13 protein-coding genes are annotated in these 15,492 nt (G+C 63.5%); 12 read left to right on the forward strand and 1 reads right to left on the reverse strand.

Annotated features, from left to right (window positions below):
* Position 1: 1 nt before the first annotated feature.
* On the reverse strand, positions 2–1,156 hold the full coding sequence (locus MESCI2_RS0116890) for a dihydrodipicolinate synthase family protein (protein ID WP_027037606.1): 1,155 nt from the start codon (positions 1,154–1,156) through the stop codon (positions 2–4).
* A gap of 239 nt (positions 1,157–1,395) precedes the next feature.
* On the opposite strand from MESCI2_RS0116890, the gene MESCI2_RS0116895 reads away from it, so the two are divergent.
* The 12 genes from MESCI2_RS0116895 to MESCI2_RS0116955 all read left to right on the forward strand — a co-directional run bounded on the left by MESCI2_RS0116895 (position 1,396) and on the right by MESCI2_RS0116955 (position 15,347).
* On the forward strand, positions 1,396–2,454 hold the full coding sequence (locus tag MESCI2_RS0116895) for a LacI family DNA-binding transcriptional regulator (RefSeq protein ID WP_027037607.1): 1,059 nt from the start codon (positions 1,396–1,398) through the stop codon (positions 2,452–2,454).
* Entirely contained in the window at positions 2,451–4,052 is a 1,602-nt protein-coding gene (locus tag MESCI2_RS0116900) for an acyl CoA:acetate/3-ketoacid CoA transferase (RefSeq protein ID WP_027037608.1), read from the forward strand. The genes MESCI2_RS0116895 and MESCI2_RS0116900 overlap by 4 nt, the downstream gene beginning before the upstream one ends.
* Positions 4,045–4,821, forward strand: a complete 777-nt coding sequence (locus MESCI2_RS0116905) for an enoyl-CoA hydratase/isomerase family protein (RefSeq protein WP_027037609.1) — start codon at positions 4,045–4,047, stop codon at positions 4,819–4,821. The genes MESCI2_RS0116900 and MESCI2_RS0116905 overlap by 8 nt, the downstream gene beginning before the upstream one ends.
* Before the next feature lie 10 nt (positions 4,822–4,831).
* Positions 4,832–6,343, forward strand: a complete 1,512-nt coding sequence (locus MESCI2_RS0116910; protein WP_032900902.1) for an aldehyde dehydrogenase family protein — start codon at positions 4,832–4,834, stop codon at positions 6,341–6,343.
* A gap of 57 nt (positions 6,344–6,400) precedes the next feature.
* Complete coding sequence (locus MESCI2_RS0116915; RefSeq protein WP_032900903.1) at positions 6,401–7,654, forward strand: ABC transporter substrate-binding protein; 1,254 nt, start codon at positions 6,401–6,403, stop codon at positions 7,652–7,654.
* A gap of 90 nt (positions 7,655–7,744) precedes the next feature.
* Complete coding sequence (locus MESCI2_RS0116920; RefSeq protein WP_027037611.1) at positions 7,745–8,695, forward strand: carbohydrate ABC transporter permease; 951 nt, start codon at positions 7,745–7,747, stop codon at positions 8,693–8,695.
* Complete coding sequence (locus MESCI2_RS0116925; RefSeq protein WP_023810088.1) at positions 8,692–9,636, forward strand: carbohydrate ABC transporter permease; 945 nt, start codon at positions 8,692–8,694, stop codon at positions 9,634–9,636. Before MESCI2_RS0116920 ends, MESCI2_RS0116925 begins: the two co-directional genes overlap by 4 nt.
* A 4-nt stretch (positions 9,637–9,640) precedes the next feature.
* Positions 9,641–10,756: an ABC transporter ATP-binding protein gene (locus MESCI2_RS0116930; protein WP_027037612.1), complete on the forward strand. Its 1,116-nt coding sequence runs from the start codon at positions 9,641–9,643 to the stop codon at positions 10,754–10,756.
* A gap of 88 nt (positions 10,757–10,844) precedes the next feature.
* Entirely contained in the window at positions 10,845–12,362 is a 1,518-nt protein-coding gene (locus MESCI2_RS0116935) for a GMC oxidoreductase (protein WP_027037613.1), read from the forward strand.
* A 256-nt stretch (positions 12,363–12,618) separates the two neighbouring features.
* Positions 12,619–13,380, forward strand: a complete 762-nt coding sequence (locus MESCI2_RS0116945; protein ID WP_027037615.1) for a 3-ketoacyl-ACP reductase — start codon at positions 12,619–12,621, stop codon at positions 13,378–13,380.
* Between the two features lie 12 nt (positions 13,381–13,392).
* A complete protein-coding gene (locus MESCI2_RS0116950) occupies positions 13,393–15,021 on the forward strand; it encodes a GMC family oxidoreductase (RefSeq protein WP_027037616.1) in 1,629 nt (542 codons plus the stop codon).
* Between the two features lie 17 nt (positions 15,022–15,038).
* A complete protein-coding gene (locus MESCI2_RS0116955) occupies positions 15,039–15,347 on the forward strand; it encodes a Dabb family protein (protein ID WP_027037617.1) in 309 nt (102 codons plus the stop codon).
* Positions 15,348–15,492: the final 145 nt, after the last annotated feature.

The following is a 15,492-nucleotide window of genomic DNA, read 5'->3' on the forward strand; positions in this document are numbered from 1 at the left end:
ATCAAACGCCCGCGACGGTGCAAAGGCTCTTCATTCTGGCCACCGCCAGATCGGGATCGGCGAGCAATCCTGCCTGGTCGGCAAGGCGGAACACGTCGGCATAGTGACGGATGCCGCGCGCCGACTGCATGCCGCCGACCATCGCAAAATGGTCCTGATGGCCATTCAGCCAGGCCATGAAGACGATGCCGGCCTTGTAGTACTCGGTCGGCGCCTCGAAGATTTTTCGCGATAGCGGCACGGTCGGCGCCATCAACGCGTCAAAGCCGGCGCGGTCGCCTTCCGCCAGTTTCGCCAGCGCTGCGTTGGCGGCCGGCGCGATGGCGTCGAAAATACCGAGCAATGCGTGCGAGTGTCTTTTCTCGTCGCCGGCGATCAGTTCGGGATAGTTGAAATCGTCGCCGGTGAACATGACGACGCCGTCCGGCAGACGGTTCCTCAGCGCGACCTCCTTGCCGGCATCGAGCAGTGAGATTTTTATTCCCTCCACCTTGCCAATATGGCGTTCGATGATGGCAACAACTGTATCGAGCGCGGCCTCGAAATTCTCGCTGCCCCAATAGCCCCTGAGCGCCGGATCGAACATGTCGCCCAGCCAGTGCAGGATGACCTTGCCGGATGCCTGGGACAGGATGCGGTCGTAGACGCTGACATAGTCGTCCGGCCCCTTGGCCACAGCCGCCAGTGCCCGGCTGGCCATCATGATCGCCTTGCCGCCGAGCCCTTCGATGAAAGCGAATTGCTGCTCATAAGCGGTGATCACATCGTCCAGCGTCCTGGCGGCGGCGGGCGCCAGATGGTCGGTGCCGGCACCCGAGGCGAGATCGGCGCCATCGACGGTACGCGCCTCGGCGATCGAACGGCGGATCAATTCCTGCGCGTTTGCCCAGTCGAAACCCATGCCGCGCTGCGACGTGTCCATCGCTTCGGCGATGCGGAATCCCAGCCGCCACAGATGGTGACGGAACGCCATCGTCCTGTCCCAGTCGACCACCGGCCTGGACCACGGATCGGTCATGGCAAGCGGATCGGCAACGACGTGCGCGGCGGCATAGGCGATACGCGAAAATCGCGCGCCGATGTCAGGCTGCACCGGTTCGCCGACCAGCGCGTACCGGGTGCTGCCGCCCCCCTCACCAGGCAAGGAAATGTCCATCCATCTCTCCCTTCGCAACGCTACTAAATGGAACGTTCCAATAAATCAAGAACCTTTAGGATTCGGGTTCCACGGCAGCAAGAATGCTGCATTGCAACACAAAAGCCTTGTAGGACATGCCATTTGAGTACGCACAATCGATGTTCGAGGCGCGGGAAAAATCCCGATTGACTCACGAGCGGAGCAGAGATTAGAACGTTCCAATAGTTTAGGCCTGCAATCGGGGAGGATGCATCTGGATGGCCAACCGGGCCAAGGCGACAATATTCGACATCGCCCGCGAAGCAGGCGTGTCCAAATCGACGGTATCGCTCGTGCTCCAGGGCAGCGGGCTGATCCGGCCTGAAACAGCGAGCAAAGTGCGCAAGGCGATCGAGGATGTCGGTTACGTCTACAACCGCGGCGCCGCCAATCTGCGCAAGGCGCACTCCAATGTCATCGGCATGGTCATCAACGATCTCACCAATCCTTTCTTCGCAGAGCTGGCGGTTGGCATGGAGCGGGTCTTCCAGTCGGCCGGTATCGTGCCGTTCATCGCCAACACGGCGGAAAATCCCGTACGCCAGGAAGAAGTGCTGAAGTCGTTGATGGAGCAAGGCGTCGCCGGCCTCATCGTGTCGCCGGCTCGCGGCACGACGCCGGGCGCCTTCAGGCGGATCGAGACGGCAGGTCTGCCGGTGGTCTTCGCCATGCGCCGGCTTCCCGAGAGCCGTATTCCGGTTATCGCGCCCGACAATCATCGCGGCGCCTATCTCGCCACCGCCCATCTGATCGGCAAGGGACATCGCAGGCTGGTCTTCTTCGGCGGTTCGTCCGACCTGGTGGTCTATCACGATCGGCTTGGCGGATTTCGCGAAGCCTGCGAGACGCAGGGCATCTCCGACCGCGACGCACTGGTCGTCGAGGGAGAGACCAGCCGCAGAGGCGGCATCGCATGCCTCGAAACCGCTCTCGCAATGGCTGAACCGCCGACCGCGGCACTCTGCTTCAACGACGCTGTCGCCTTTGGCGCCATGCTGGCGCTGCGCAAGCGCGGGCTTGAGCCGGGAACTGATTTCGCCATCGTCGGTTTCGACGATGTGGCCGAGGCCGAGCATTACATGCCGGCTCTGACCAGCGTCGCGGTGGATTCGGCCGGCCTCGGCGAACGCGCCGCCCATGTCATGCTGAAAATGATCCAGTCACGCACCACACGCGCCGAAGACCATATCGGCGCGGTCAATCTCGTGGTCAGGGAAAGCTGTGGCCCCGATCGCCGCACCCGAAACAGGACGGCCGGTTCGGGGAGCACGAATTGAGCAAGGTCGTTTCGGCAGCGCAGGCAGCGGGCCTGATCAAGGACGGCATGGTCGTATCCGTGTCGTCGTCGAGCGGTCTCGGCTGCCCCGACGCGGTGCTTGCCGCGATCGGCGAACGCTTCGACGGGGAAGGCCATCCGAAGAACATCACCACGCTGCACCCGATCGCAGCCGGGGACATGTACGGCATCAAAGGCATCGACCATCTGGCCAAGCCCGGCCTGCTGAAGCGTACTTTGTGCGGCTCCTACCCGTCCGGCCCCTCCTCTTCCGAACCGCCGCAGATCTGGAAGATGATCGGCGACAATTCGGTCGCCGCCTACAATGTGCCGTCCGGCATCCTGTTCGACATGCACCGCGAAGCCGCGGCCAAGCGGCCGGGCGTGCTGACCAAGGTCGGTCTCGACACTTTCGCCGACCCGCGCCACCAGGGCTGCGCCATGAACGCCGCCGCCAGCGAGCCGATCGTTTCGGTGCAGCAGTTCGACGGCGAGGAATGGCTCTATTTCCGCTCCATCGTGCCGCAGGTCTCGATCATCCGCGCCACGTCGGCCGACGAGCGCGGCAACCTCACCTATGAGCATGAGGGCGCCTATCTCGGCGGGCTGGAGCAGGCGCTCGCCGCCCGCAACAATGGCGGCATCGTCATCGCGCAGGTCAAGCGCGTCGTCGAGAACGGCACGCTGAAACCGCATGATGTGCGCGTGCCAGGCGTCCTGGTCGACCATATCGTCGTCGCGCCCGACCAGTTGCAGACGACGCTGACACCCTATGACCCGGCCATCTCCGGAGAAATCTTCCGGCCGCTGTCGAGCTTCCGCACGCCGGAGATGAACGTCCAGAAAGTGATCGCGCGCCGCGTCGCCATGGAGTTGCGCGACGGCATGGCCGTCAACATCGGCTTCGGCATTTCCGCCAATGTCCCGCGCATCCTTCTCGAGGAAGGACAGCACGGCAAGATTACCTGGGTGATCGAACAGGGCGCGGTCGGCGGCGTGCCGCTGCTCGACTTCAAATTCGGCTGTTCGTCGAACGCCGACGCCTTCATGCCCTCGCCGCACCAGTTCATCTATTTCCAGGCCGGCGGCTTCGACGCTTCGCTGCTGTCCTTCCTGCAGATCGATCGCCATGGCTCGGTCAATGTCTCGAAGCTTTCGGCGCGCCCGCATGTCACCGCTGGCGCCGGCGGCTTTGTCGACATCACCGCACGGGCGAAGAAGATCGTCTTCTCCGGCTTCTTCAATGCCGGCGCCAAGCTGTCTCTGGCCGATGGCGGCATCCGCATCGAGGCGGAGGGCAAGGTCAAGAAGGTGGTCAACGAAGTCGAGCACATCTCGTTTTCGGGCAAGCGCGCGGTGGCGCAGGGACAGGACATCACCTATGTCACCGAGCGCTGCGTGATGAGGCTGACGCCGGAGGGACTGGTGGTAACCGAATTAGCACCCGGCATCGATCTCCAGCGCGACGTGCTGGCGCAGTCGGAAATTCCGTTGAGCGTTGCCAAGGATCTCAGGACAACGCCAGAGGCGCTTTATCGCGATCAACCGATCGGCCTGTCGCTGAATGGCGGCGCCTCGCTTGGAGGCGCGCATGGCTGAGCCTCTCGTCACTTTCGAACAGGATGGCGCCGTCGGCATCGTCACGCTGCGCCGGCCGGAGAAATTCAACGCACTGGATATCCCCATGCTTCGCGCGCTCGAAACAGCGCTCAATGAAGCGGAAGCGGCCGACGGCGTGCGCGTCGTGCTCATCCGTGGCGAAGGCAAGGGCTTCTGCGCCGGCGGCGATGTCGAGGCGTGGGCGCAGATGAGCGCCGCCGATTTTCAGGTGCAATGGGTGCGCTACGGCCACCGCGTCTTCGACCGGCTGGCGCGGCTCAGGCAGCCGACCATCGCCGTCCTGTCCGGCCATGCGCTGGGCGGCGGCCTGGAGTTGGCTGTAGCTTGCGACTTCCGCGTGGCGGAAACACAAGTGAAATTAGGCTTCCCTGAAACTTCGATCGGTGTCGTGCCCGGCTGGTCCGGCACGCAGCGCGCCGTGCGCCGTCTCGGCGCGCAGACGGTGCGGCGCATGGCGCTCGGCGGCGAGATCTTTCTCGCCCCCGAGGCACCCGCTCTGGGTATCGTCGACCGGGTGGCCCCGACTGGCAAGGCATACGACGAAGCAAGGGCGTGGGCGGAAAAGATCGCCGAGCGCGGCCCGCTGGCGACCGAAGCCGCCAAATTGATGATCGCGGTCGCCGAAGGCGAGGAAAGTGCCGCCGCCACCGAAGCGCTGGCCAGCGGCTTCATCGCCCTGACCGGCGATCTCAAGGCCGGCGTCGACGCCTTCAAGGCCAAGCAGAAGCCGGCCTTTTCGAGATCCTAGAGGAAAACAGATGAACGCCCCCCTCAAGATCGCCATGCCGGCCGAGGCGGCTGCGGCACCGAAAGCGTACAGACTGCTGATCGACGGCAAGCATGTCGATGCCCGCGACGGCCGCACGATTGCGCGCCAGAGCCCCGGCCACGGCTTTATCGTTTCGCACTATGCGCAGGCCGGCGAAGCCGAGGTGGAAGCCGCTGTGCAGGCTGCGCACAAGGCTTTCGAGACCGGCCCATGGCCGCGCATGAAGGCGGCCGAGCGTGCCGCGATCCTGCTCAAGGCGGCCGACCTGATCGAGGGCCGGCTGGAAGACATCGCCCGGCTCGATGCACTGGAATCCGGCAAGCCGATCGCCCAGGCGCGCGGCGAGATCGGCGGCGCCGTCGACATCTGGCGCTATGCCGCCTCGCTTGCCCGCACGTTGCATGGTGAATCCTACGCCAATCTCGGCGATGCCATGCTGGGCGTCGTGCTGCGCGAACCGATCGGCGTCGTCTCGATCATCACGCCGTGGAATTTCCCGTTCCTGATCGTCAGCCAGAAACTGCCCTTCGCGCTCGCCGCCGGCTGCACGGCGGTGGTGAAGCCGAGCGAAATGACCTCAGCCTCGACCTTCGTGCTCGGCGACATCCTGATGCAGGCCGGCCTGCCCGCCGGCGTCGTCAACGTCCTCGCCGGCCTTGGCGCCGATGTCGGTGCGCCGATGGTCAGCCATCCGCTGGTCGAGATGGTCTCGTTCACCGGCTCCACCCGCGTCGGCAAGATGACGATGGCGTCCGCCGCGCAGTCGCTGAAGAAGGTCTCGATGGAGCTCGGCGGCAAGAACGGCCAGATCGTCTTCCCGGACGCCGACCTCGAAGCGGCCGCCGATGCGGCGGTGTTCGGGGGCTTCTTCAATGCCGGCGAGTGCTGCAATGCCGGCAGCCGGCTGATCGTGCACGAGGCGATCGCCGACGATTTTCTCAGCACCGTCAAGGCGCTCACAGCCAGGGTGACGGTCGGCGATCCGCTCGATGACCAAACCAAGGTCGGCGCGATGATCTCGTCCGACCATCTGAAGAAGGTAGCCGGCTATGTTTCTGCCGCTGAAGGCGACGGCAGCCAGGTTTACAGCGGAGGCAAGCAATTGGTCTCCAATGTCGGCCAATACCTCGATCCCACCATCATCCGCGGCGTTACCGAGGAGATGGCCATAGCGCGCGAGGAAGTGTTCGGCCCGGTGCTCTCGGTGCTGACTTTTGAATCGATTGAAAAGGCGTTGCACATCGCCAACAACACGCCCTATGGTTTGTCGGCGGGCGTGTGGAGCGCCAGCATCGACACTTGCATGTCGGTCGCGCGTGGAGTGCGTTCGGGAACCGTTTGGGTGAACACATTCATGGAAGGTTATCCCGAGCTGCCTTTCGGAGGCTACAAGCAGTCCGGTCTCGGACGCGAACTCGGCAAACGCGCCGTAGAGGACTATACCGAGGAAAAGACAATCCAGTTTCATCGCGGCCAGCGCACCGGGTGGTGGGTCGGCTGAGTTGAGAAGAACCCGGTGGGCTTCACCGGTCGTGTAATGCAACAAGGGAGGTAGTACATGTTGCGCAAACTGCTTATCGGAACCGCTCTCGCATCCGGCCTGGCTTTCGCGGCCCATGCCGAGGACGTCAAGGAAGTGCAGATGCTGCATTGGTGGACGTCAGGTGGCGAAGCGGCTGCTCTCAACGTCCTCAAGGGCGATCTGGCCAAGGAAGGCTATGCCTGGAAGGACGTGCCGGTGGCCGGCGGCGGCGGCGACGCGGCCATGACCGCGCTGAAGGCGATGGTCGCGGCCGGCAATTACCCGACCGCATCGCAGATGCTCGGCTATACCGTGCTCGACTATGCGGCGGCGGGCGTCATGGGCGACCTGACCGAGACGGCGAAGAAGGAAGGCTGGGACAAGTCGGTTCCGGCGGCCCTGCAGAAGTTTTCGGTCTATGACGGCAAGTGGGTCGCGGCGCCGGTCAACGTTCACTCGGTCAACTGGCTGTGGATCAACAAGGCCGTCCTGGACAAGATCGGCGGCACCGAGCCGAAAACCTTCGACGACTTCGTTGCCCTGCTCGACAAGGCCAAGGCGGCAGGCGTGATCCCGCTCGCTCTCGGCGGCCAGAACTGGCAGGAAGCCACCATGTTCGACTCCGTCGTGCTGTCGACCGGCGGACCCGAGTTCTACAAGAAGGCCTTCAACGACCTCGACGACGCGTCGCTCAAGTCCGACACGATGAAGAAGTCGTTCGACAACCTCGCCAAGCTCGTCACCTATGTCGACCCCAACTTCTCCGGCCGCGACTGGAACCTTGCCACCGCCATGGTCATCAAGGGCGATGCCCTGGTGCAGGTCATGGGCGACTGGGCCAAGGGCGAGTTCAACGCCGCCAAGAAAACGCCGGGCACCGACTTCCTGTGCTATCGCTTCCCGGGCACCGACGGCTCGGTGATCTACAACTCCGACATGTTCGGCATGTTCAACGTTCCGGACGACCGCAAGGCCGCCCAGGTTGCGCTGGCCACCGCCACCCTGTCGAAGAGCTTCCAGTCGGCCTTCAACGTCGTCAAGGGTTCGGTTCCGGCCCGTACCGATGTTCCGGACACCGACTTCGACGCTTGCGGCAAGAAGGGCATCGCCGACCTGAAGGCAGCCAACGAAGGCGGCACGCTGTTCGGCTCGCTGGCCCAGGGCTATGGCGCGCCTCCGGCGGTCGCCAATGCCTACAAGGACGTCGTCTCGAAGTTCGTCCATGGTCAGATCAAGACCTCGGACGAGGCCGTGACCGAGCTGGTCAAGGCGATCGACGACGCCAAGTAAGCGCAACACACCGAAAATGCCTTCCCCGCTCCGGCGGGGAAGGCTTCGATCTGCGAACCTGGTCGGCCTCGCGCCGACGGGAGGAGCCCCATGAGCACGGTAGCGACAAGCCAGATCAAGCTGACGCCAGAGCGGCCGCGCGCCTCGGTGCGCTCGCATCTTCAGGACGCCTTGCCGAAGATCGTGCTGGCGCCGAGCTTCGCCATCACCATCGTTTTCGTCTACGGCTTCATCCTGTGGACGGTCTATCTCTCCTTCACCAATTCCAAGACCTTCCCGTCCTATGTCATCACAGGCTCGCGCGCCTATCAGCGGCTGTGGGGCTGGACCTTCGACACCGACCCGCCCTCGAGCTGGTACACGTCGATCACCAATATGGGTATTTTCGGTTTCCTCTACATCGCAATCTGCCTGGCGCTCGGCCTGTTCCTGGCCATCCTGCTCGACCAGAAGATCCGCGGCGAAGGCGTGTTGAGACCGATCTATCTCTACCCGATGGCGCTGTCCTTCATCGTCACCGGCGTCGCCTGGAAATGGTTCCTCGATCCCGGCCTCGGCCTCGAGCAGACCTTGCATCAATGGGGCTGGACGAGCTTCCATTTCGACTGGATCAAGAACAAGGATTTCGTCATCTACACGGTGGTCATTGCCGGCGTCTGGCAAGCTTCCGGCTTCATCATGGCGATGTTCCTGGCCGGCCTGCGCGGCATCGACGGCGAGATCATGAAGGCGGCGCAGATCGACGGCGCCACCACCTTCCAGCTCTACCGCCGCATCGTCATCCCGCTGCTGCGGCCGATCTTCCTGTCGGCCTTCATCGTGCTCGCGCACCTCGCCATCAAGTCATACGATCTGGTCGTGGCGCTGACCAGCGGCGGCCCCGGCGGCTCGGCCTGGCTGCCCTCCAACTTCATGTATGAGTACACGTTCAAGCGCAACGAAATGGCCGTCGGCTCGGCAAGTGCGGTGATCATGCTGATGACCATCGTCGCTATCATCGTGCCCTACCTCTATTCGGAACTGCGGGAGAAGCCGCGATGAGCGCCGTCACCACTCCAGCCCGCCAGGCCTCCGGCGGCGTCAACGTCAAGGTTATCAACCGCATCGTCATCTACGGGCTGCTGGCGCTGTTTGCGCTATTTTATCTGATGCCGCTGTTCGTCATGCTGGTGACCTCGTTCAAGACCATGGACGAGATCCAGAACGGCAACATGCTGGCGCTGCCCAGGGCACCGACCTTCGATCCCTGGCTGAAGGCCTGGGGCGAGACCTGCGTCGGCCTCACCTGCGCCGGCATCAAGGGCTATTTCTGGAACTCCATCAAGATGGTGGTCCCGGCCGTCCTGATCTCGACGATGCTTGGGGCGCTGAATGGCTACGTGCTGACCAAATGGCGCTTCCGCGGCGCAACGCTGGTGTTCGGGCTGATGCTGTTCGCCTGCTTCATCCCGTTCCAGTCGGTGCTGCTGCCGATGGCGACCATCCTCGGCAGCCTCGGCCGCTTCGGCGTCACGCTGCAGAATGCGACGGGAACCAGCTTTGGCCTCGGCAACCCGACGGTCAACCTCGTCTTCGTCCACGTCGTCTACGGCATCGGCTTCACCACGCTGTTCTTCCGCAACTACTACGAGGCGTTCCCGACCGAACTGGTCAAGGCGGCACAGGTCGACGGCGCATCCTTCTTCCAGATCTTCCGCCGCATCATGCTGCCGAACTCGATGCCGATCTTCGTCGTGACCGTCATCTATCAGTTCACCAACATCTGGAACGACTTCCTGTTCGCTTCCGCCTACGCCGGCACCGGCGACGCGATGCCGATGACGGTGGCGCTCAACAACGTCGTCAACACGTCGACCGGCGTCGTCGAATACAACGTCAACATGGCCGCCGCGATGATCGCCGCACTGCCCACCCTTCTCGTCTATGTGCTCGCCGGCCGCTATTTCGTGCGCGGTCTCATGGCTGGCGCCGTCAAAGGATAATCTGATGGCTTTTCTGGAAATTGATGGTCTGAGAAAGCGCTTCGGCCAGGTCGAGATCCTGAAAGGGATCGATGTCGAGCTCGAGAAAGGCGGCTTCCTGGTGCTGGTCGGCCCTTCCGGCTGCGGCAAGTCCACCTTGCTCAACACCATCGCCGGCCTGGAGACGATCACCTCGGGTGAAATCCGTGTCGACGGCCGCACCATCAACGATCTGCACCCCTCCAAGCGCGACATCGCCATGGTGTTTCAGAGCTATGCGCTCTATCCGAACATGACGGTGGCCGGAAACATCTCCTTCGGCATGGAGATGCGCGGCGTGCCGGCGGCGGAACGTCAGAAGGCGATCGACAAGGTGGCCAAGGTGCTGCAGATCGGTCACCTCTTGCAGCGCAAACCGAGCCAGCTTTCAGGGGGTCAGCGCCAGCGCGTCGCCATGGGCCGGGCGCTGGTGCGCGACCCCAAACTGTTCCTGTTCGACGAGCCATTGTCCAACCTCGACGCCAAGCTGCGCGTCGACATGCGCATCGAAATCAAGCGCCTGCATGCCACCACCGGCACCACCATCGTCTACGTCACCCACGACCAGATCGAGGCGATGACGCTGGCTACCAAGATCGCGGTCATGCGCGATGGCGAGGTGCAGCAGTTCGGCACCCCGGCCGAAATCTACAACAACCCGACCAACCTCTTCGTCGCCGACTTCATGGGCTCGCCGGCGATGAACCTGATCCCGGCGACGATCGGCACGTCAGGCAACGCGCTGTCCGTCGTGCTGCAGCGCGAAGCACGAGAGCCGATCTCGCTGCCGATGGCCAATGCACCGGCCGGCCTGTCGGCATTCCAGGGCAAGCCGATCATCTTCGGTGTCCGCCCCGAAGCCCTGACCGATCCGGAAGGTGCCGAACGCAATGCCTCGCACATCGCAACCGCCGACTGTCACATCGAGGTCGTCGAACCGGCCGGCTCGGACACCTTCGCCGTCACCAATCTCGGCGGCAAGGGCGTGGTGGCGCGGCTGCGTGCCGACGCCAACATCCAGCCGGGCACCAACACGCCGCTTGCCTTCAACCTGACCAAGGCGGTGTTCTTCGACCCGGCGACCGAGACCCGTATTCGCTAATGTATGTCGCCCAAAAGTGGATCCGGTTTTGGGGCAACGACATGCATCAAAACAAAAAACTAAAGCGCGTCGGGACGCGATTTAGGCCATGACAAATCCGGACATCGTCATCATCGGCTCCGGCATCGGCGGCGCCACGATCGCTTCCGGCCTTGCCGGCAGCGGCGCCTCGATCCTGATGCTGGAGCGCGGCGAGCCGCTGCCGGCGACGCCGCACGCACGCGATACGCGCTCGATCTTCGTCGACGGCCATTACAGGCCGAAGGAGATGTGGCGTGAGGCCGGCGGCGCCGCCTTCAACCCCGGCAATTATTACTATGTCGGCGGCAATTCGAAGTTCTATGGCGCGGTTCTGATCCGCTACCGCAAGGAGGACTTTGCGGCCATGGAGCATTTCGGCGGCGTCTCTCCGGCCTGGCCGTTCACCTATGACGAATTCGAGCCCTGGTATTCGAAAGCCGAACAGCTGTTTCGCGTGCGCGGTGCACTGGGCGAGGACCCGACCGAGCCGTTCCATTCGATCCCCTACGCCTACAAGCCGGTGCCCGACGAGGCACCGATCGCCCGCGCCCGCGCCGAGCTGAAGGGCCTCGGCCTGCATCCAGCCTCGCTGCCGCTCGGCGTCGACATCGACACCTGGCTGAAAGAAGGCAAGACCGGCTGGGATGCTTTTCCCAACACCGGCCAGGGCAAGGTCGACGCGCAGACGGGTCCGCTGACGGCTGCCCTGACCGATCAGAACATCAAGCTCGAGACCGGCGCTTACGTCGAATATCTCGAAGCCTCGCCAGACGGCACGACGATATCAGCCGTTCACTACCGGCAGAATGGCGAGCTGAAGAAAGTATCACCGAAGCTGGTCATCCTGTCGGCCGGCGCGGTCAATTCCGCCGTCATCCTGCTGCGCTCGCCCTCTCCCAACAGCGGCAGTGGGGATGGCAAAGGCCTCGCCAACCGGTCCGACCAGGTCGGCCGCAATTTCATGAACCACAATTCGAGCGCCATGCTGGCGATCGATCCGCGCCGCAGGAACGATGCCGTCTATCAAAAGACGCTGATGCTGAACGACTATTATCTGTCCGACGGCAAGGGCGGCAAGCCGCTCGGCAACGTCCAGCTGCTCGGCAAAATCGACGGCAATATGCTGCGGGCCAATGTGAAGTACACGCCGAAATTCGCGCTCGATTTTATGGCCGGTCATGCCGTCGACTGGTACCTGATGTGCGAGGACCTGCCCGATCCGGAAAGCCGCATCATGGTCGACGGCAAGGACATCGTCATGCAGTGGCGGCGCTCCAACATGCAGTCGCTCGAGGGGCTGACCAAGGTAATGCGCGAGAATTTCCGCGCCTGCGGTTATCCCATCGTTCTCTCGCGCCCCTTCGACAAACGCACGCCGTCGCACCAGTGCGGCACGGTCAAGATGGGCGATGATCCGGCGACGGCGGCGCTCGACCCTTACTGCCGCTCCTTCGACCACCGGAACCTGTTCGTCGTCGACGCCGGTTTCCTACCGAACTCGGCCGCCGTCAACCCGGCGCTATCGATTGCAGCCCAGGCGCTGCGTGTCGCCGATCACATCCGTAAGGTGGAGCTTACGGCATGATCGGTTTGCGCCGCCCCTCATCCGCCTGCCGGCACCTTCTCCCCGTAAACGGGGAGAAGAATGCTGACCGCAACCGCGGCGCTTCTTTGTCGATTGGCAAAGCCAGCGGCGACAGCGTCCTTCTCCCCGTCACTATACGGGGGGTTGAGGAGTGGTCCGCGCAGCGGACGAAAAGCCAACTGCTTGGCTTCTCGAACGACGAACGCTCCGGCAGGGCGATGAGGGGCGGCGCTGACATCCGCAAGGCTAGCTTCCAATGACCCGCCCCGCAGCCATTGTAACCGGCGGCGCGCGCGGCATCGGACTGTCATGCGCCGAGGCGCTGGCCGATGCCGGCTTCGATATTCTGGTCGCCGATCTTGCTGACCAAGCTCCAGACGAACTTGCCGCCGCCATTGCCGCCCGCGGCTCAAAATTCGCCTATGTGCGTTGTGACATCGCCAACCTCGACGACCATCCAGCCCTCGTCGTCGCCGCAACGAACGCCTTCGGCAGCATCGACTGCCTGGTCAACAATGCCGGCGTGGCCGCCGTGGTGCGCGGAGACCTCTTGGACCTCAAGCCGGAGAATTTCGACCGCACGCTCGGCATCAATCTGCGCGGCACTGTGTTCCTCAGCCAGGCCGTGGCCAAGGCGATGCTGGCTGCCCCAGGCGATCACCCGAAATCAATCATCACCATCACCTCGGTCAGCGCCGAAATGGCGTCGCCGGAGCGGCCGGATTACTGCATCTCGAAAGCCGGGCTTTCGATGTGGGTGAAGAACCTGGCGCTCAGGCTCGCGCCCGAAAACATCGGCGTGTTCGAGGTGCGGCCCGGCATCATCCGCACCGACATGACCTCAGGCGTGACCGCCAAATATGACGCACTCATCGACGGTGGTCTGGTGCCGGCAAAGCGCTGGGGCGAAGCATCGGACATCGGGGCGGTGGTGGCGACGCTCGCCGGCGGCAAGCTCGGCTTTTCGACCGGCTCGATCATCAATGTCGATGGTGCGCTCTCGGTGCCACGGCTGTGAACGGATGAAAAAATGACCGACTACATCATCGTGGGTGCCGGTCCGGCCGGCTGCGTTCTGGCCAACCGGCTGAGCGAGGATCCCAGCAATTCCGTTCTGCTGCTGGAAGCCGGCGGCAAGGACTGGCATCCCTATATTCACATGCCCGCCGGCTTCGCCAAGATGACGAAGGGGATCGCCTCCTGGGGCTGGTCGACCGTGCCGCAGAGAAACATGAAGAACCGCGTCTTCTGGTACACGCAGGCCAAGGTGGTCGGCGGCGGCTCCTCCATCAACGCCCAGATCTATACACGCGGCAACGCCCGCGACTACGACGCCTGGGAGAAGGAAGAGGGCCTCGCCGGCTGGGGCTATCGCGATGTGTTGCCCTATTTCAAACGCGCTGAGAACAACCAGCGCTACGCCAACGATTTTCACGGCGACCAGGGGCCGCTCGGCGTCTCGAACCCGATTGCGCCGTTGCCGATCTGCGAAGCCTATTTCCGTGCCGGCCAGGAGATGGGCATCCCCTTCAATCCGGACTTCAACGGCGCTGCCCAGGAAGGCGTCGGCTACTACCAGCTGACCCAGAAGGATGCCCGGCGCTCGTCCGCTTCAGTCGCCTATTTGAAGCCGATCCGCGCCCGCAAGAACCTGACCGTCCGAACCGACGTGCTGGTGACGCGCATCGTCGTCGAGAAGGGCCGCGCCATCGGCGTCGAGGTGGTCGACAGGCCGGGCGGCGAGAAGAAAATCCTGCGCGCCGAACGCGAGGTGATCGTCTCGTCCGGCGCCATCGGCTCGCCGAAACTCCTGATGCAATCGGGCATCGGCCCCGCGGACCATCTGAAGTCGGTCGGCGTCACGCCGGTGCATGACCTGCCCGGCGTCGGCTCCAACATGCAGGATCATCTCGATCTGTTCGTCATCGCCGAATGTACGGGCGATCACACCTATGACAACTACGCCAAGCTGCACCGCACGGCATGGGCCGGCCTGCAATATCTGCTGCTGAAGAAGGGGCCGGTGGCCTCCAGCCTGTTCGAGACCGGCGGCTTCTGGTACGCCGACCCGACAGCCGCCTCGCCCGACATCCAGTTCCATCTCGGCTTGGGTTCCGGCATCGAAGCCGGCGTCGAGAAGCTGAAAAACCCCGGCGTCACTTTGAACTCGGCCTTCCTGCGGCCGCGTTCGCGCGGCACAGTGCGACTGAAAAGTGCCGACCCGGCCGATCACCCGCTGATCGATCCGAACTACTGGTCCGATCCCTATGACCGCGCCATGTCGATCAAGGGGCTGCGGCTCGCGCGCGAGATCATGCGGCAGAAGGCGCTTGCCCCTTACGTGCTGCGCGAAGTGCTGCCCGGCCCGTCGCTCGCCAGCGACGACGAGCTGTTCGACTATGCCTGCCGCAGTTCCAAGACCGACCACCATCCGGTCGGCACCTGCCGCATGGGCCATGACGATATGGCTGTCGTGACGCCGGACCTGCGGCTGCGCGGCATCGAGGGCCTGCGCGTCTGCGACGCCTCGGTGATGCCGCGCGTGCCTTCATCCAACACCAATGCGCCGACAATCATGGTCGGTGAAAAAGGAGCCGATCTGGTCCTCGGCCGCGAGCCGCTGCCGCCGGCGGTGTTTTCCGGAAACCGGGCTGCTTAGCCACTGAGGAGTAAGACATGATCAGGCACTGTGTTTTCGTCACGTTTCGCAATGATGTCGCCGCCACCGAGCGCACGGCGATCCATGCCGTTCTCGAGGCGCTTCGACAGGTGATCGACGGCATGGACGCAGTAAAATTCAGCGCCAATGTCAGCCCGGAGCCGTTCGCACGCGGTTTTACCCATGGCTTTACCATCGACTTCCGCGACGCCGCCGCGCGCGACGCCTATCTGGTGCATGAGGCGCACCAGCGCGCCGGCGCGCGCCTGGTCGCTGCCCTGGAAGGCGGCACGGACGGACTGATGGTGTTTGATCTCGAAATCTAGACCTCATCCTCAAGCCACGATCGAGTTCATCGACAGGTGGCACCGGTCGCACCTTCCGCCATTCCAGCGGGCGTTCGATCAAATGTACCGCGCGAAAAAGTGACCACCGTCTTCCCTGAACTGGCCGATAATTCCCCCATTGATG

It is taken from the genome of Mesorhizobium ciceri WSM4083 (assembly GCF_000519305.1).
GTDB lineage: Bacteria > Pseudomonadota > Alphaproteobacteria > Rhizobiales > Rhizobiaceae > Mesorhizobium > Mesorhizobium ciceri_B.

Coding starts and splice junctions, on each gene's coding strand:
- MESCI2_RS0116890 (WP_027037606.1), bottom strand. CDS start 1,156: ATGGACATTTCCTTGCCTGGTGAGGGGGGCGGCAGCACCCGGTACGCG.
- MESCI2_RS0116895 (WP_027037607.1), top strand. CDS start 1,396: ATGGCCAACCGGGCCAAGGCGACAATATTCGACATCGCCCGCGAAGCA.
- MESCI2_RS0116905 (WP_027037609.1), top strand. CDS start 4,045: ATGGCTGAGCCTCTCGTCACTTTCGAACAGGATGGCGCCGTCGGCATC.
- MESCI2_RS0116945 (WP_027037615.1), top strand. CDS start 12,619: ATGACCCGCCCCGCAGCCATTGTAACCGGCGGCGCGCGCGGCATCGGA.
- MESCI2_RS0116955 (WP_027037617.1), top strand. CDS start 15,039: ATGATCAGGCACTGTGTTTTCGTCACGTTTCGCAATGATGTCGCCGCC.
- MESCI2_RS0116930 (WP_027037612.1), top strand. CDS start 9,641: ATGGCTTTTCTGGAAATTGATGGTCTGAGAAAGCGCTTCGGCCAGGTC.
- MESCI2_RS0116925 (WP_023810088.1), top strand. CDS start 8,692: ATGAGCGCCGTCACCACTCCAGCCCGCCAGGCCTCCGGCGGCGTCAAC.
- MESCI2_RS0116935 (WP_027037613.1), top strand. CDS start 10,845: ATGACAAATCCGGACATCGTCATCATCGGCTCCGGCATCGGCGGCGCC.
- MESCI2_RS0116915 (WP_032900903.1), top strand. CDS start 6,401: ATGTTGCGCAAACTGCTTATCGGAACCGCTCTCGCATCCGGCCTGGCT.
- MESCI2_RS0116910 (WP_032900902.1), top strand. CDS start 4,832: ATGAACGCCCCCCTCAAGATCGCCATGCCGGCCGAGGCGGCTGCGGCA.
- MESCI2_RS0116950 (WP_027037616.1), top strand. CDS start 13,393: ATGACCGACTACATCATCGTGGGTGCCGGTCCGGCCGGCTGCGTTCTG.
- MESCI2_RS0116920 (WP_027037611.1), top strand. CDS start 7,745: ATGAGCACGGTAGCGACAAGCCAGATCAAGCTGACGCCAGAGCGGCCG.